General features: G+C 58.3%; 13 protein-coding genes. 9 read left to right on the forward strand and 4 right to left on the reverse strand.

Features of this window, described 5'->3' with window-relative positions; all coding sequences use genetic code 11:
• The first annotated feature begins 176 nt into the window (after nucleotides 1-176).
• Genes tamA through A1WC_RS23110 form a run of 3 tightly spaced genes read left to right on the forward strand, consistent with a single transcriptional unit; the run spans nucleotide 177 to nucleotide 6,030 of the window.
• Entirely contained in the window at nucleotides 177-1,910 is a 1,734-nt protein-coding gene (tamA, locus tag A1WC_RS23120; RefSeq protein WP_008807151.1) for an autotransporter assembly complex protein TamA, read from the forward strand.
• Complete coding sequence (gene tamB, locus A1WC_RS23115; protein WP_008807150.1) at nucleotides 1,907-5,683, forward strand: autotransporter assembly complex protein TamB; 3,777 nt, start codon at nucleotides 1,907-1,909, stop codon at nucleotides 5,681-5,683. The genes tamA and tamB overlap by 4 nt, the downstream gene beginning before the upstream one ends.
• Nucleotides 5,684-5,685: 2 nt before the next feature.
• Nucleotides 5,686-6,030: a gamma-glutamylcyclotransferase family protein gene (locus A1WC_RS23110; RefSeq protein ID WP_008807149.1), complete on the forward strand. Its 345-nt coding sequence runs from the start codon at nucleotides 5,686-5,688 to the stop codon at nucleotides 6,028-6,030.
• A gap of 144 nt (nucleotides 6,031-6,174) precedes the next feature.
• Here the strand turns inward: A1WC_RS23110 and A1WC_RS23105 are convergent, their stop codons facing one another.
• Together A1WC_RS23105 and ppa are read right to left on the reverse strand one after the other, a co-directional pair.
• Nucleotides 6,175-7,362 (reverse strand): hypothetical protein, encoded by a 1,188-nt coding sequence (locus A1WC_RS23105; RefSeq protein ID WP_016160162.1) that lies wholly within the window; start codon nucleotides 7,360-7,362, stop codon nucleotides 6,175-6,177.
• 74 nt (nucleotides 7,363-7,436) lie between these two features.
• Nucleotides 7,437-7,967: an inorganic diphosphatase gene (gene ppa / locus A1WC_RS23100; RefSeq protein ID WP_002886766.1), complete on the reverse strand. Its 531-nt coding sequence runs from the start codon at nucleotides 7,965-7,967 to the stop codon at nucleotides 7,437-7,439.
• Between the two features lie 403 nt (nucleotides 7,968-8,370).
• On the opposite strand from ppa, the gene ytfQ reads away from it, so the two are divergent.
• From ytfQ to yjfF, 4 genes are all read left to right on the forward strand, one after another.
• Nucleotides 8,371-9,327, forward strand: a complete 957-nt coding sequence (gene ytfQ, locus A1WC_RS23095) for a galactofuranose ABC transporter, galactofuranose-binding protein YtfQ (protein ID WP_008807147.1) — start codon at nucleotides 8,371-8,373, stop codon at nucleotides 9,325-9,327.
• A gap of 123 nt (nucleotides 9,328-9,450) precedes the next feature.
• Nucleotides 9,451-10,953, forward strand: a complete 1,503-nt coding sequence (gene ytfR / locus A1WC_RS23090; RefSeq protein WP_008807146.1) for a galactofuranose ABC transporter, ATP-binding protein YtfR — start codon at nucleotides 9,451-9,453, stop codon at nucleotides 10,951-10,953.
• A 10-nt stretch (nucleotides 10,954-10,963) separates the two neighbouring features.
• Nucleotides 10,964-11,989 (forward strand): galactofuranose ABC transporter, ATP-binding protein YtfT, encoded by a 1,026-nt coding sequence (gene ytfT / locus A1WC_RS23085; protein WP_008807145.1) that lies wholly within the window; start codon nucleotides 10,964-10,966, stop codon nucleotides 11,987-11,989.
• Nucleotides 11,976-12,974, forward strand: coding sequence for a galactofuranose ABC transporter, permease protein YjfF (yjfF, locus tag A1WC_RS23080; RefSeq protein WP_002886825.1), 999 nt, complete (start codon nucleotides 11,976-11,978; stop codon nucleotides 12,972-12,974). The genes ytfT and yjfF overlap by 14 nt, the downstream gene beginning before the upstream one ends.
• A 42-nt stretch (nucleotides 12,975-13,016) precedes the next feature.
• On the opposite strand, the gene fbp is transcribed toward yjfF, so the two are convergent.
• Nucleotides 13,017-14,015 (reverse strand): class 1 fructose-bisphosphatase, encoded by a 999-nt coding sequence (fbp, locus tag A1WC_RS23075; protein WP_008807144.1) that lies wholly within the window; start codon nucleotides 14,013-14,015, stop codon nucleotides 13,017-13,019.
• A gap of 175 nt (nucleotides 14,016-14,190) precedes the next feature.
• On the opposite strand from fbp, the gene mpl reads away from it, so the two are divergent.
• Together mpl and A1WC_RS23065 are read left to right on the forward strand one after the other, a co-directional pair.
• Complete coding sequence (gene mpl, locus A1WC_RS23070; RefSeq protein WP_016160163.1) at nucleotides 14,191-15,564, forward strand: UDP-N-acetylmuramate:L-alanyl-gamma-D-glutamyl-meso-diaminopimelate ligase; 1,374 nt, start codon at nucleotides 14,191-14,193, stop codon at nucleotides 15,562-15,564.
• Between the two features lie 68 nt (nucleotides 15,565-15,632).
• Nucleotides 15,633-16,160: a GNAT family N-acetyltransferase gene (locus A1WC_RS23065; RefSeq protein ID WP_008807143.1), complete on the forward strand. Its 528-nt coding sequence runs from the start codon at nucleotides 15,633-15,635 to the stop codon at nucleotides 16,158-16,160.
• A 47-nt stretch (nucleotides 16,161-16,207) separates the two neighbouring features.
• Here the strand turns inward: A1WC_RS23065 and A1WC_RS23060 are convergent, their stop codons facing one another.
• Nucleotides 16,208-17,416 carry an aldose 1-epimerase family protein gene (locus A1WC_RS23060; RefSeq protein WP_016160164.1) on the reverse strand — a complete coding sequence of 403 codons (1,209 nt, stop codon included), beginning with the start codon at nucleotides 17,414-17,416 and terminating at the stop codon, nucleotides 16,208-16,210.
• Nucleotides 17,417-17,430: the final 14 nt, after the last annotated feature.

Raw genomic sequence — 17,430 nt, forward strand, 5'->3', positions numbered from 1 at the left:
GGTTGTAACGAAGCGTGTCTTTTAACACAATAAACACGCGTAATACGTCTAGATTAATACATAAGAATTATTTGGGTTATTGCCACTTTTTCAACCCTGGTTGTTAGGGTTTTGTTAAGCCGTGGAGCGGCGCCAGTGTTTCCTGTAGGGGGAAACAGGGAGATTCAGGAGAAAATGTGCTAAAAATCCGCCAGTTATGTATCACCAGCCTTTTGCTGGTCAGCGGGGTCGCCAGCGCAGCGAATGTGCGTTTGCAGGTTGAGGGATTATCCGGGGAGCTGGAGAGAAACGTTCGCGCCCAGCTTTCCACCATCCAGAGTGATGAGGTCACGCCGGATCGTCGCTTTCGCGCGCGCGTCGATGACGCCATTCGCGAAGGTCTGAAAGCGCTGGGTTATTACGAGCCGACGATTGAATTTGATTTACGTCCGCCGCCGAAAAGGGGGCGTCAGGTGCTGATCGCCAAAGTGACCCCGGGTGAACCGGTGCGCATTGGTGGAACCGAGGTCATTCTGCGCGGCGGCGCCCGTACCGATAGCGACTATCTGGCGCTGCTAAAAACGCGTCCGGCCATCGGGACGGTGCTGAACCATGGCGATTATGACGGTTTCAAGAGCTCGTTGACCCGCGTCGCCCTGCGCAAAGGCTACTTTGACAGCGAGTTCAACAAAAGCCAGCTCGGGGTCTCCCTTGACCGCCACCAGGCGTTCTGGGATATCGATTACGACAGCGGCGAGCGCTATCGCTTTGGTCACGTCACCTTCTCCGGATCGCAAATTCGCGATGAATACCTGCAAAACCTCGTGCCGTTTAAAGAGGGCGACTACTACACCTCGCAGGATCTGGCCGAGCTAAACCGCCGCCTGGCGGCGACCGGCTGGTTCAGTTCAGTCGTGGTGGCGCCTGATTTCGCTAAGTCACGGAAAACCAAGGTGCTGCCTCTGCAGGGCGTTGTTTCGCCACGCAAAGAGAACACCGTGGAAACCGGGGTTGGTTTTTCAACCGATGTCGGGCCGCGCGTGAAAGCCACGTGGAAAAAACCGTGGATGAACTCGTATGGCCACAGCCTGACCTCCAGCGTCAGCCTCTCCGCTCCGGAGCAGCAGTTCGACTTTACCTATAAAGTCCCGCTGTTGAAGAGCCCGCTCGAGCAGTACTATCTGATGCAGGGCGGCTTTAAGCGCACCGATCTTAATGACACCCAGGCCGACTCCACCACGCTTGGGGTATCGCGTTTCTGGGAGATGTCGAGCGGCTGGCAGCGGGCGATCAACCTGCGCTGGAGCCTGGACCACTTTACCCAGGCGAACGTCACCAACACCACCATGCTGATTTACCCTGGGGTCTCGGTGAACCGCACTCGCTCTCGCGGCGGTCTGATGCCCACCTGGGGCGATTCACAGCGCTACTCCGTGGACTACTCCAACACCATGTGGGGCTCGGACATCAACTTCATCGTGATGCAGGCCCAGGACGTCTGGATCCGTACCCTCTATGACCGCCACCGCTTTGTGGTGCGCGGCAACCTTGGCTGGATCGAAGCGGATAACTTTGACAAGGTGCCGCCGGATCTGCGCTTTTTCGCCGGGGGCGACCGCAGTATTCGCGGCTATAAATACAAATCTATCTCGCCGAAGGACGATGACGGCAAGCTGATCGGGGCCTCGAAGCTGGCGACCGGCTCGCTGGAGTATCAGTACAACGTCAGTGGTAAATGGTGGGGCGCCGTGTTTGTCGATAGCGGCGAAGCGGTCAGCGATATTCGCGAGAGCGATTTCAAAACCGGCGCCGGGGTGGGCGTGCGCTGGCAGTCGCCGGTGGGGCCGATCAAGCTGGATATCGCCCGGCCGATCGGCGACAAAGAAGAGCATGGTTTACAGTTTTACATCGGTCTGGGGCCTGAATTATGAGTTTATGGAAGAAAATAAGCCTCGGCGTCTTAATCGTGTTGGTGCTCCTGCTGGGCACCGTCGGGTTCCTGGTGGGGACGACCACCGGCTTGCATCTGGTGTTCAAAGCGGCGGATCGCTGGGTACCGGGGCTGGATATCGGCAAAGTCACCGGTGGCTGGCGTGATTTAACCCTCGATAATGTCCGCTACGAGCAGCCCGGCGTGGCGGTCACCGCCGGCCAGTTTCACCTCAGCGTCAGGTTGCGCTGCCTGTGGGACAGCAGCCTGTGCGTGAACGACATCGCGCTGCGCGATATTTACGTCGCTGTCGATACGAAGAAGATGCCGCCCGCCGCGCCGGTCGAGGAAGAAGACAGCGGGCCGCTGAATCTCTCCACCCCTTATCCGATCACCCTCAGCCGCGTCGCACTGCATAACGTCAACGTCAAAATCGACGATACCGCAGTGTCCGTGCGCGATTTTTCCACCGGCCTGAACTGGCAGGAGAAAAACCTGACCCTGACGCCGACCTCGCTGCAGGGGCTGCTGATCGCCCTGCCGAAAGTGGCGAAAGTGGCGCAGGAGCAGGTGGTCGAGCCGAAAATCGACAACCCGAAGCCGCAGGAAAAACCGCTCGGCGAGACGATGACCGACCTCTTCTCGCAGCCGGTGCTGCCGGCAATGACCGATGTCCATCTGCCGCTGAACCTCAATATTCAGGCGTTCCGCGGGGAACAACTACGCCTGACCGGCGATACCGACATCACCGTGTATAACCTGCTGCTGAAAGTCAGCAGTATCGACGGTCAGATGAAGCTCGACGCCCTCGATATCGACTCCGATCAGGGCAAGGTCAGCGCCTCGGGCCACGCGCAATTGCAGGATAACTGGCCGGTGGACATTACCCTCGCCGGAACGCTGAACGTTGACCCGATGAAAGGGGAGAAGGTGCAGCTGAAGGTGGGCGGCGAAGTGCGTAAAACGCTTAAGGTCGGGGTGGACTTAAGCGGGCCGGTCGCGGCCACGCTGCGCGCGGATGCGCAGCTGGCGGAGGCCGGGCTGCCGCTCAATATGGAGCTGAAGAGTAAGCAGCTCGCCTGGCCATTCAGCGGCGAGAAGCAGTTCCAGGCCGACGACGTCCAGCTGAAGTTTAGCGGCAAAATGACCGACTACGCGCTGGCCTTCTCCACGGCGGTGAAAGGTCAGTCGCTGCCGCCGGCGAAAATCACCCTCAACGCCAAAGGCAATGAGCGGCAGATTAATCTCGACAAGCTGACGGTCAACGCCCTGGAAGGGAAAACCGAGCTGAAGGCGCTGCTCGACTGGCAGCAGGCGATCAGCTGGCGCGGCGAGCTGACCCTCGATGGGATCAACACCGCCAAAGAGGTGCCGGACTGGCCGTCGAAGCTCAACGGCATGATCAAGACCCAGGGCAGCCTGTACGGCGGCAGCTGGCAGATGTCGGTGCCGGAGCTGAAAATTACCGGCAACGTGAAGCAGAACAAAGTGGATGTTTCGGGCTCGCTGCAGGGTAACAGCTATCTGCAGTGGAAAATCCCGGGCCTGCACCTGGCGTTAGGCCCGAACAGCGCCGATATCAAAGGTGAGCTTGGGGTGAAGGATCTTAACCTCGACGCCACTATCGATGCCCCGCATCTGGATAATGCATTGCCGGGGCTTGGCGGAACGGCGAAGGGGCTGGTGAAAGTGCGCGGCACTGTCGATGCGCCGCAGCTTCTGGCCGACATCACCGCCCGGGCGCTGCGCTGGCAGGAACTGACGATCGCCCAGGTCAACGTCAAAGGGGACGTGAAATCCACCGATCAGATTGGCGGTAATCTGGATGTGCGGGTCGATCGCATTAGCCAGCCGGGGGTCAATATCAGTTTGGTGCAGCTCAATGCCAAAGGTACTGAGAAGCAGCATGAGCTGCGGCTGCGCGTGCAGGGCGATCCGGTTTCCGGCCAGCTGACGCTGGCAGGCAGCTTCGATCGTCAGGCCGAACGCTGGAGAGGCTCGCTGAGCGATACCCGCTTCCAGACGCCGGTAGGGCCGGTAGCGCTGACGCGCAGCATTGCGCTGGACTACCGCAACCAGGAGCAGAAAATCAGCATTGGGCCACACTGCTGGACCAACCCGAACGCCGAGCTTTGCGTCCCGCAGACCATCGACGCGGGCGCCAGCGGGCGGGCGCGAGTGAACCTCAACCGCTTCGATCTGGCGATGCTTAAGCCGTTTATGCCGGAGGCGACCCAGGCCAGCGGCGTGTTTACCGGTAATGCCGATGTGAGCTGGGACACCACCAAAGAGGGGCTGCCGCAGGGCAAAGTGACCCTCAGCGGGCGCAACGTCAAGGTGACCCAGGTGGTCAACGACGCGCCGCTGCCGGTGGCATTCGATACGCTGAACCTCAGCGCCGACCTGCATAACAATCGCGCCGAGCTGGGCTGGCTTATCCGCCTGACCAACAATGGTCAACTGGATGGGCAGGTGCAGGTCACCGACCCGCAGGGGCGGCGTAATCTCGGTGGCAACGTCAATATCAGCAACTTCTCGCTGGCGATGATCAACCCGATTTTCGCTCGCGGCGAAAAAGCCGAGGGGAGGCTCAACGCCCGTCTGCGTCTGGGCGGCAACGTGAAAAGCCCGCAGCTGTTCGGCCAGATGCAGCTCAGCGGGGTGGATATCGATGGCAACTTCATGCCGTTTGATATGCAGCCGAGCCAGCTGGCGATGAACTTCAACGGCACGCGCTCGACCCTGCAGGGGACGGTGAACACCCGCCAGGGGCAAATTGCTCTCAGCGGCAACGCCGACTGGACGCAGATCGATAACTGGCGGGCGCAGATTGCAGCGAAGGGCAGCCGGGTGCGGATCACGGTGCCGCCGATGGTGCGTCTCGATGTGTCGCCGGACGTGGTATTTACCGCCACGCCGAGCCTGTTCAGCCTTGATGGCAAGGTGGATGTGCCCTGGGCGCGGATCGTGGTCAACGAGGTGCCAGAGAGCGCGGTTGGCGTCTCCTCTGATGAAGTGATGCTGGATAAAAACCTCAAGCCGATTAATCAGCAGAGCGCCGGTATCCCGATCAACAGCAACCTGACGATTCACGTCGGCAACAACGTGCGTCTGGAAGCCTTTGGTCTGAAAGCGCGTCTGACCGGTGATTTGAAAGTGGCGCAGGACAAGCAAGGCTTGGGCCTCAACGGGCAGATCAATATTCCGGACGGCCGCTTCCACGCCTATGGTCAGGATCTGATTGTTCGCAAAGGGGAGCTGCTGTTCTCCGGTCCGCCGGACCAGCCGCTGCTGAATATCGAAGCGATTCGTAACCCGGATGCTACCGAAGACGATGTGATCGCCGGCGTTCGCGTCACCGGCTCCGCCGATCAGCCGAAAGCGGAGATCTTCTCTGACCCGGTGATGTCCCAGCAGGAAGCGCTATCTTATCTGCTGCGCGGCCAGGGTTTGAGCAGCGGACAGAGCGATAGCGCCGCGATGACCTCAATGCTTATTGGAATGGGGGTTGCACAAAGTGGTCAGGTTGTGGGTAAAATCGGCGAGACGTTTGGCGTAAGCAATTTGGCGTTGGACACCGAAGGGGTAGGCGACTCTTCCCAGGTGGTGGTCAGCGGCTATGTACTGCCGGGTCTGCAGGTAAAATATGGGGTCGGTATTTTCGACTCCCTGGCGACGCTGACTTTACGTTATCGCCTGATGCCTAGGCTATATGTGGAAGCGGTGTCTGGCATTGACCAGGCGCTCGATTTGCTCTATCAGTTTGAGTTTTAGCAATGCGAATATTTGTTTACGGCAGTTTACGACGCAAACAAGGCAACAGCCACTGGATGACCAACGCCCAGTGGCTGGGCGCTCATAGTGTCAACGATTATCAGCTGTACAGCCTGGGCCACTATCCAGGCGCGGTGCCCGGCGAAGGCACAGTACATGGTGAAGTTTATCGTATTGATGCATCGACGCTGGCCGAACTGGATGCGCTACGCACGAAGGGGGGCGAGTATGCGCGCCACCTCATTCAGACGCCTTACGGCAGCGCATGGATGTATGTGTATCAACGTTCCGTTGAGGGATGTACGTTGATAGCGAACGGCAACTGGTTGGATCGCGACCAGTATTAACCACGACAGCGCCACCTTCGGGTGGCGTTGTTTTTTCTGCCCCGGCGCCTTACCAGAGTGGCAAACGATCCTTTGCCAGCCACATCGCGGAAGCCAGCGTCGTCAGCGCGAGAAAGAATAATCGTCGTGTTGGAGTACTGAACATTACATGATCTCCTCAAGCGTGGTATGGCGGGCCACTCCCTGCAGGTAGCGCCGCATCGCCGAGCGCATCTTCAGCCAGTCAGCTACCCGGTGTGATAATAACCAGGCCGTTGGGCCAATCAGCTCCAGTACCGCCAGGATCCCGCCGAAACTGAGTAATAATAGGGACAGCATGTCCAGTGAATCCTGAACCTGCCACCAGACGCTCCGGCCTGACTGAAGGGCACTGATGAGTTCAACAGCGAGAAATAGCAGATACATCACCAGCGCGAGGCCGTAAAACAGGTAATAGAGCAGCGCCAGTTGTCGGCGACCTGGATAGAGTGGATGGTTTTTTATATAAGCCGCGCCGTCGCTGGCATTGTATAGCGCGTGGATCGCACGGCTGTCGCGCTCGTACACGGCGACGAGGCGATCGCCAATGGCGATAAACGGTGGCTGACGACGATAGAGAACGGGATGCAGCGCGAAATTGGCGCAGCCTGCCTGCCACCAGAAGGCCAGCGGCGCCGTGTCGCATTGTATCCCAACGCCATGGTATTCCCGCGTTGGGTTCCCCGCGAACCACTTCTTAAAAATGATATTGCTAATTTTTCCCGTCCGGACGGCATAGCGTTCCGGCAGGGCTTGCGTAAAAGGCATTGCCGACTGGCGGACGGCCCGCGCCGTTGCAGGTAGCCGCTGGCAAAAGGAAAAGTCGCGGCGGCGGGCCTGCGCCATCTTCGTCAGCAGATCGCGCATGGCGGGGTGCCGTTTTAGCACCGGGTGGAACAGTCGCTCATAGAGCCCTGTTAACAGTCCGATGAAGGCCAGTATCGCGATAATGCCGCAGCCGAACCTTCCCCATTCTGAGGTGCTCATCACGAGCGGGATAAGAGCGACGATGAGCGTCAGCAGGCTGATAATCAGCAGCGGACGGGCCCAGCGCGTTACCCGTTGACTGGGTTCAAGGAGCGTTTCGCCATCGCTGAGCCAGTGGATCCAGTAACAGCCGTTGTCCAGACGGCGGACGCCAAGGTGCAGAGGCTGATTGATCGTCAGGCGGTCAAAAAGCGCGGGGTCTTTAAAATAGCGTTTATCGGTATAAAAGACATGCTCGCCGGCGATAAGGCGCAGATATCCCTGTTTTTCACAGGCGGCGGTGGTGAAACCGGTATAGTTCAGAGTGAAATAGCGAACGCTTTTCACGGGACACCCTCCATGGTGTTATCGCGGCTATCCGTGCCGCAATCAGGCAGGGGATGACCCTGCCTGAGACAGAATTACTTCTGCTTTGCGCGCTCGAAAGAGGCAACGATTTCAGCTTTCGCTGCTTCCGCGTTGTCCCAACCGTCGACTTTAACCCACTTGCCTTTTTCCAGATCTTTGTAGTGCTCAAAGAAATGAGTGATCTGGGCTTTCAGCAGTTCCGGCAGGTCGTTCACATCGTTGATGTGATCGTATTCTTTGCTCAGCTTGGTGTGCGGTACGGCAACCAGTTTCGCATCTTCACCGGATTCGTCGGTCATCTTCAGAACGCCAACCGGACGGCAGCGGATCACGGAGCCCGGCTGCAACGGGTACGGCGTCGGGACCAGCACGTCAACCGGGTCACCGTCCAGGGACAGGGTGTGGTTGATGTAACCGTAGTTGCACGGATAGAACATTGCTGTGGACATGAAACGGTCAACGAACAGTGCACCGCTCTCTTTGTCGACTTCATATTTGATAGGATCTGCGTTCGCCGGGATTTCGATCACGACGTAGATGTCTTCCGGCAGATCTTTGCCCGCAGGTACGTTGAGTAAGCTCATGTCTGTTTCCTTTAAAATGTATGGCAAACAAGTGCTCGGTATTATAGCCAACTCACATCGAAAGTCTTCGCTTCTTTTTCCCGATATCGCCGCGGAGTGCTCCGAATTTTTCGCGTAATAATGACATGAAAATCCATAAACATAGCCACATCATGAATAAATTTATGTAACCGTTTTCATTGCATGTGATTGATTTACCAAACTGCTTAAAAAAACGTCATAAACCGCAACAGCCGCGCTCCCTGCGAAGCCTTATCGGCTCTCCGCTGGGCAGCGGGGCCATCATTAACATCTCATTTACTTTTTTGAAGTGTGATGTAACGCATTCAGTTACATCACCGATTGTCTATAGTTTGTCCGCAGGTGAGACTTTAACCAACAATAACCCTACGAGGATACCCTTATGTGGAAGCGCTTACTTCTTGTCACAGCAGTTTCCGCAGCTATGTCGTCTATGGCGATAGCTGCCCCGCTAACCGTAGGTTTTTCGCAGGTCGGTTCTGAATCCGGCTGGCGTGCGGCGGAAACCAGCGTCGCGAAAGAGGAGGCCGCCAAGCGCGGTATCACCCTGAAGATCGCTGATGGTCAGCAAAAACAGGAAAACCAGATCAAAGCAGTGCGTTCCTTTATCGCTCAAGGGGTCGACGCGATCTTCATTGCACCGGTGGTGGCCACCGGCTGGGAACCGGTGCTGAAAGAGGCGAAAGAGGCCAAGATCCCGGTCTTCCTCCTCGACCGTTCCATTGATGTTAAAGATAAAGATCTCTACATGACCACCGTGACCGCCAACAACGTGCTGGAAGGCCAGCTGATTGGCGACTGGCTGGTGAAAACCGTCGACGGTAAGCCGTGTAACGTCGTTGAACTGCAGGGCACCGTTGGGGCCAGCGTGGCCATCGATCGTAAGAAAGGGTTCGCCGACGCGATTGCCAAAGCGTCGAATATCAAAATTATCCGCTCTCAGTCCGGCGACTTCACCCGCAGCAAAGGGAAAGAGGTGATGGAGAGCTTTATCAAAGCTGAGAATAACGGCAAAAACATCTGCATGGTCTTCGCCCATAACGATGACATGGTAATCGGGGCCATCCAGGCCATTAAAGAGGCGGGTCTGAAGCCGGGCAAAGATATCCTCACGGGCTCCATCGACGGCGTGCCGGATATCTATAAAGCCATGATCGCTGGTGAAGCCAACGCCAGCGTCGAACTGACGCCAAATATGGCCGGCCCGGCGTTTGATGCGCTGGAGAAATACAAAAAAGACGGCACCCTGCCTGAGAAGCTGACCATTACCAAATCGACGCTGTATCTGCCGGATACGGCGAAAGAAGAGTTAGAGAAGAAGAAAAATATGGGCTACTGAGTGGGGAGCCCCTCATTCCATCCCTCTCCCCAGTGGGAGAGGGTGAAAAGCAGCGTTCCAGTAACCCCGGGAAGCCCAGTGCGACCCGGGGTAACCTGACATCATTTGAAGGTGACATCGATTATGAGCGCCGAGGCACACCAGGAGATCCTTCGTACCGAAGGACTCAGTAAATTCTTCCCCGGCGTTAAGGCGCTGGATAACGTCAACTTTAGCCTGCGGCGCGGCGAAATCATGGCCCTGTTGGGCGAAAACGGCGCCGGAAAATCGACGCTGATCAAAGCGCTTACCGGCGTTTACCATGCCGATCGCGGCACCATCTGGCTGGAAGGCCAGGCTATTTCGCCCAAAAATACCGCCCATGCCCAGCAGTTGGGGATTGGCACCGTCTACCAGGAAGTGAACCTGCTACCCAATATGTCGGTGGCGGATAACCTGTTCATCGGCCGTGAGCCGCGGCGGTTTGGCCTGCTGCGACGCAAAGAGATGGAGGCGCGGGCGACGGCGCTGATGGCCTCCTACGGCTTTTCTCTCGACGTGCGCGAACCGCTGAACCGCTTTTCGGTGGCGATGCAGCAGATCGTCGCTATCTGTCGGGCCATCGACCTGTCGGCCAAAGTGCTGATCCTCGACGAGCCCACCGCCAGCCTCGATACCCAGGAGGTGGAGATGCTGTTCACCCTGATGCGCCAGCTCAGGGATAACGGCGTCAGCCTAATCTTCGTCACCCATTTTCTCGATCAGGTCTATGCGGTCAGCGATCGCATCACCGTGCTGCGCAACGGCAGTTTCGTCGGCTGCCGCGAGACTCGCGAGCTACCGCAGATTGAGCTGGTGAAAATGATGCTGGGTCGCGAACTGGACCACAATGCCCTGCAGCGGGCGGGCCGTACCCTGCTGAGCGATAAGCCGGTGGCGGCGTTTGAAGGCTACGGTAAAAAAGGCACCATCGCCCCGTTCGACCTGCAGGTCCGTCCGGGCGAAATTGTGGGCCTCGCCGGCCTGCTGGGTTCCGGACGCACGGAAACCGCCGAGGTGATCTTCGGTATTAAAACGGCGGACAGCGGGAAGGCGTGGATCAAAGGCAAACCGCAGACCCTGCGCTCTCCGCATCAGGCTTCCTGCCTCGGGATCGGCTTCTGTCCTGAAGATCGCAAAACCGACGGCATTATCGCCGCCGCTTCGGTGCGGGAAAATATCGTCCTCGCCCTGCAGGCGCAGCGCGGCTGGCTGCGGCCGATCCCCCGGCGTGAACAGAACGAGATCGCCGAGCGCTTTATTCGCCAGCTGGGGATCCGTACCCCGAGCGCGGAGCAGCCGATCGAGTTTCTCTCTGGCGGCAACCAGCAGAAGGTACTGCTCTCCCGCTGGTTGCTGACCAAACCGCAGTTCCTGATCCTCGATGAGCCGACCCGCGGCATCGACGTCGGCGCCCATGCGGAAATTATTCGCCTGATTGAAACCCTCTGCGCCGATGGTCTGGCGCTGCTGGTTATCTCCTCTGAACTGGAGGAGCTGGTGGGTTACGCCGATCGGGTCATTATCATGCGCGATCGCCGACAGGTGGCGGAGATCCCGCTCGCCGAGCTCTCTGTACCGGCGATCATGAACGCTATTGCGGCATAAGGAGTAACTCATGATGCCTCGATCTCTTTCGCAAACCGGCCCGGAGAAGCGACGCTTCAGCTGGCCGAAGGGTACCCCGCAGATTATTGCCCTGCTGCTGGTGTTGCTGGTCGACAGCCTGGTGGCGCCCCATTTTTATCAGGTGGTGCTCCAGGATGGCCGCCTGTTTGGCAGCCCGATCGATATTCTTAACCGCGCCGCGCCGGTGGCGCTGCTGGCCATCGGCATGACGCTGGTGATCGCCACCGGCGGCATCGACCTGTCAGTGGGGGCGGTGATGGCGATTGCCGGCGCGACGGCCGCCTCGATGACCGTCGCCGGGCACAGCCTGGCGGTGGTGGTGCTAGCCTCGCTGGGGGCCGGTGCGCTGGCCGGGCTGTGGAACGGCATCCTCGTGGCGATCCTTAAGATCCAACCTTTCGTGGCGACGTTGATCCTGATGGTGGCCGGGCGCGGGGTCGCGCAGTTGATCACCGCCGGGCAGATCGTCACTTTTGATTCCCCGGCCCTGGCGTGGCTCGGCAGCGGATCGTTTCTGCTGTTCCCGACGCCGGTGATCATCGCCGCCGCCACCCTGCTGCTGTTCTGGCTGTTTACCCGTAAAACGGCGCTGGGCATGTTTATCGAAGCGGTGGGGATTAACATCCGCGCGGCGAAAAACGCCGGCGTGAATACTCGTATCGTGGTGATGCTGGCCTATGTCCTGAGCGGCGTCTGCGCAGCGATTGCCGGGATTATCGTGGCGGCGGACATACGCGGCGCGGATGCGAATAACGCCGGGTTGTGGCTCGAACTGGACGCCATTCTGGCGGTGGTCATCGGCGGCGCCTCCCTGATGGGCGGGCGCTTCAACCTGCTGCTGTCGGTGGTGGGGGCGCTGATTATCCAGGGAATGAATACTGGCATTTTGCTCTCTGGCTTTCCGCCGGAGCTCAACCAGGTGGTGAAAGCGGTGGTGGTGCTGTGCGTACTGATTGTCCAGTCGCCGCGCTTTATCGGTTTACTGAAAGGGGTACGCGGCCATGATAAAACGTAATTTACCGTTGATGATCACCCTGGCGGTGTTTGTGCTGGGCTATCTCTACTGCCTGACGCAGTTCCCCGGCTTTGCCTCAACGCGGGTGATCTGCAATATCCTGACGGATAATGCCTTCCTCGGGATCATCGCCGTGGGCATGACCTTTGTGATCCTCTCCGGTGGGATCGATCTGTCGGTGGGGTCGGTGATCGCTTTTACCGGCGTCTTCCTCGCCAAAGCGATTGGCTTTTGGGGAATATCGCCGCTGGTGGCGTTTCCACTGGTGCTGGTGATGGGCTGCGCCTTCGGTGCGTTTATGGGGCTGCTTATCGACGCGCTGAAGATCCCGGCTTTTATCATCACGCTTGCCGGCATGTTCTTCCTGCGCGGCGTCAGCTATCTGGTGTCGGAGGAGTCGATTCCGATTAACCATCCGGTCTACGACACCTTGTCCGGACTGGCATGGACCATCCCCGGCGGCGGTCGTCTCAGCGCCATGGGGCTATTGATGCTGCTGGTGGTGGTGGCCGGTATTTTTGTCGCCCATCGCACCCGCTTTGGCAACCAGGTGTATGCCATCGGCGGCAACGCGACGTCGGCGAATTTAATGGGGATTTCGACTCGCAGCGCCACGATCCGTATCTATATGCTTTCCACCGGGCTGGCGACGCTGGCCGGGATCGTCTTTTCCATTTATACCCAGGCGGGCTATGCGCTGGCGGGCGTTGGCGTGGAGCTGGACGCGATTGCCTCGGTGGTGATCGGCGGTACGCTGCTCAGCGGCGGTGTTGGCACCGTGCTGGGAACGCTGTTCGGGGTGGCGATCCAGGGGCTGATTCAGACTTACATCAACTTCGATGGCACCCTCAGCTCATGGTGGACGAAAATTGCGATCGGTATTTTGCTGTTTATCTTTATCGCGCTGCAGCGTGGGCTGACGGTGCTGTGGGAAAATCGGCAGAATGCGGCGGTGACGCGGGTGAGCGGAGCGGGGAGTCGCTGACAGGGAACTCCCTTCCCGCAAGGCGGGAAGGGAGGGCAGGGATCAGGCGTCCGGGAACGCTTTAATGAAGTTCTCGACGTCTTCAACCATGTGGTTGTTACCGACAAAGAAGGAGCGGCGCTGGTGCAGGCTTTCCGGGATAATATCCAGAATACGCTCTTTACCGTCGCTGGCCTTACCGCCCGCCTGTTCGGCGAGGAAGGCCATCGGGTTGCATTCATACAGCAGGCGCAGCTTGCCGTCCGGGTGGCTGGCGGTGCTCGGATACAGGTAGATGCCGCCCTTCAGCAGGTTACGGTGGAAGTCCGCCACCAGCGAGCCGATATAGCGTGAGGTATAAGGACGCTGAGTCTCTTTGTCCTCTTCCTGGCAGTACTTAATGTACTTCTTCACGCCCTGCGGGAATTTGATGTAGTTGCCTTCGTTGATGGAGTAGGTATTGCCCTTCTCCGGGAAGCGCATGCGCTCCTGACACAGACAGAAGACGCCGAGGGACGGGTCGTAGGTGAAGGCGTGGACGCCGCAACCGGTGGTATATACCAGCATCGTCGAAGAGCCGTAGACCACATAGCCCGCGGCCACCTGCCTGTTACCCGGCTGCAGGAAGTCTTCTTCTGTCACCGGCGTGCCGACAGGCGTGACGCGGCGGTAGATAGAGAAGATCGTTCCGACAGAGACGTTAACGTCGATGTTAGAGGAGCCATCCAGAGGGTCCATCAGCACCACGTATTTGGCGTGTTCACACCCTTCGAAGACGACAATTTCATCTTCTTCTTCGGAGGCGATCCCGGCAACAATATCGCGTGCTCGCAGTGCGGCTTTTAATTTTTCATTAGCGAACAGATCGAGTTTTTGCTGAACCTCGCCCTGAACGTTTTCAGCACCGCTGGCACCCAGGATATCGACCAGACCGGCCTTGTTGATATCGCGGTGGATGATCTTGGCGCCCAACTTTATTGCTGACAACAAAGCAGTCAGCTCACCGGTGGCGTGGGAGAACTCGTGCTGCTTTTCAACAATAAACTCACCTAACGTTTTCATAACTCGTTCCCTGCATTTTTATGTTGAGTAAAACGAACGCAACAATCTTAACAAAGAATCAAAAAAGTGCGCACTGGTGAATCGCGCCAGCAAAATACAGATTCGCCTGAAATGCATTTCGCCAGGGCCCGGGATATGGGTAAAATGTGCCCCGGATAAGAGAAGGAAATGACGAATGCGCATTCATATTTTAGGAATCTGTGGCACGTTTATGGGGGGCCTGGCCATGCTGGCGCGCTCCCTCGGTCATGAGGTAACAGGGTCGGATGCTAACGTCTATCCGCCGATGAGCACCCTGCTGGAAAACCAGGGGATTGATTTAATTCAGGGTTATGACCCCAGTCAGCTGGAGCCCCGGCCGGATCTGGTGATCATCGGTAATGCCATGACTCGCGGCAACCCGTGCGTTGAAGCGGTGCTGGAAAATAATATTCCGTATATGTCCGGCCCGCAGTGGCTGCACGACTTCGTGCTGCGCGATCGCTGGGTGCTGGCCGTCGCCGGGACCCACGGCAAAACTACCACCGCCGGGATGGCGACCTGGATCCTCGAAGCCTGCGGCTATAAACCGGGCTTCGTGATCGGTGGCGTACCGGGGAACTTTGATGTTTCCGCGCGCCTGGGCGACAGCCCGTTCTTTGTGATTGAAGCCGACGAATATGACTGCGCCTTCTTCGACAAGCGCTCCAAGTTTGTTCACTACTGCCCGCGGACGCTGATCCTCAACAACCTTGAGTTCGACCACGCGGACATCTTTGACGACCTGAAGGCGATTCAGAAACAGTTCCACCATCTGGTGCGTATCGTGCCGGGCAAAGGCAAAATCATCCTGCCGGAGAACGACATCAATCTGAAGCAGGTGATGGCGATGGGCTGCTGGAGCGAGCAGGAGCTGGTGGGCGAGCAGGGCCACTGGCAGGCGAAGAAGCTGAACGCCGACGCCTCGCAGTGGGAAGTGCTGCTCGATGGCGAAAAGGTTGGTGAAGTGAAGTGGGCGCTGGTCGGCGAGCATAATATGCATAACGGCCTGATGGCGATTGCCGCGGCGCGTCACGTCGGCGTGCTGCCGGCGGATGCCGCGAACGCGCTGGGCAGCTTTATCAACGCCCGCCGTCGCCTGGAGCTGCGCGGCGAAGCCAACGGCGTCACCGTGTATGACGATTTCGCCCATCATCCGACGGCAATCCTCGCCACGCTGCAGGCGCTGCGCGGCAAAGTGGGCGGCACCGCGCGCATTCTCGCCGTGCTGGAGCCGCGCTCTAACACCATGAAAATGGGCATCTGCAAAGACGATCTGGCGCCGTCTCTCGGTCGCGCTGATGAAGTGTTCCTCCTGCAGCCGCAGCATATTCCGTGGCAGGTGGCGGAAGTGGCGGAAGCCTGCGTCCAGCCGGCCCACTGGAGCGCCGACGTCGATACCCTGGCGGAGATGGTGGTCAAAACCGCCCACCCGGGCGACCATATCCTGGTGATGAGCAACGGCGGCTTCGGTGGCATTCATCAGAAGCTGCTGGATAAGCTGGCGCAAAAAGCGGCCGCGGCAGAATAAGCTCGAACGCCTCCGATCACTGCCCTCCGTGTGAGGGCAGTTTTGTTTTCGCCACCAGGGATTGTGCCATGCTGACCTGCGAAAGATTACGTTCTACCGACTCGCCCCATTTCGCCACGCTGGACGCGCTCTACGCGCGCGCCTTTCCGTGGCACGAGCAGCGCGAAAGCGACGCCAAACTTCAGGCGCTGAGCCACCCGCGCTACGCGCTGGAAGCGTGGTTCGATGAGGGCGTATTTATCGGCCTCAGCGGCTGCTGGCAGTTTGCCGGCTACGGTTATATCGAACATCTGGCGATCGACGATACGCTGCGCTCCCGCGGCTATGGTAAACAGCTGCTGGCGCAGATCCTGACGCGCGCGCCGCTGACCATTCTGGAAATCGATCCGCTAACCACGGCAATCGCTCATAAACGGCTGCGCTTTTATCAGTCGATGGGATTTCATGCCAATGCGTGGGCGCATCATCACCCGAGCTATCATCAGGGCATCGCGGATCATGAGTTGCTGGTGCTGAGCTACCCGCAGCCGATCGATGAGCGACAGTACCAGCAGTTTGCCCGGGATCTCGGGCGCGAGGTGATGGGGCGGGAGTAGTCCGGAACGGGGCGTCGCCCCGCTCCGGGAATTCACTGGTTACAACCTTACTCTTTGGCGATCGGCGTCTCGTTCTCCGCGACTTTATTGTCGCCCTGAATCTGCGCGATTTTCTGCTCAACGGCGGCCACCTGAGCGCTGTCGTGCAGCAGGGTGTAGGTCAGATCAAACTGCGCGCTGGCGCCCGGCTGCAGCTGCTTCACGCGTTTTTGTTCGCGTTCAATGGTGACCGGATAGGCGTAGCTGGTGCCCGGTTCGATACCGGTGACGTAGCCCTGTTTGATGGTGTCGGTGTTTTTCCATAGCGTCAGGACCGGCAGCTGACGGGTATCAAACTGAATGGAGGCCCCTTTATCGCCCGCTTTGTTGACCACCGCGGCCAGGGTCTGGTGATTTTCATCGGCCAGCGGCTGAATATTAAATACCATCTCGTCAAAATCTTTGGTCGGTCCCTGATAGGTCTGCCAGGTTTTTAACCCGCTCTTCGCGTAATCATTGAACGGGCTGATGCTGGACATCGGGGCGAGGAAGCGCGCGCCTTCTTCCAGAATCGGGGTGCCGAAGTTGCTGTGGTAGATAATCTGATAATCATGCGGATAGTCAGCATGGTTGGTTAAGACATCATGCAGGCTGAAGCTGTTGCTGCCCGGCACGTAGCGCAGTTCGGTCAGGGTCTGCAGATCGGCTTTTTTGAAGGTGCTCTCTTTCACCAGGCCGCGGATGCGGATTTCATACGGCGCGCTGTCAGCCACCTCGACTTCTACCCGCGAGACCGGCGTGTTGCCCGCCTTGCCGTGCAGGGTATAAATCTGCCCGTCCGCGGTCACCGGATGGCCGGTCCATTCATAGCCGCAGCGGACCATCATCTCGTTGAATCCTTCCAGCCAGCCGAGTCCATTGCGGCTTTCCAGGTTGATAAACGCCGGGTTGACGACCTCTTTAACCGGCGAATCCCAGCCCATCCGGCTGCCGAAACCCTCAATACGCAGTAAGTTCATGCCGCGGGTTGGGCTGAGAGTGATGGTCAGGCCGTCTTTACTGTGAATGGTGAGGATTTTGCTGCCTTCCTGCTTACCGCCGTGCAGGACTTTTTGCTCAATGCTGAACACATGGTCTTTCACCTTCAGCTGATCGCTGCTGATCTGCCAGTTTCCTTTATCCATGCCCTCTTCAGCGTTCGTCAGCACCCATGTTTTTGCCGCGGCTGAGCCAGAAACCAGCAGGGCGATCGTCGTCAGAACCAATGTCTTTTTCATTTTTATTCCCTTTT

The organism is Klebsiella sp. KTE92, assembly GCF_000398905.1.
In the GTDB taxonomy this organism is placed as follows: domain Bacteria; phylum Pseudomonadota; class Gammaproteobacteria; order Enterobacterales; family Enterobacteriaceae; genus Klebsiella; species Klebsiella variicola.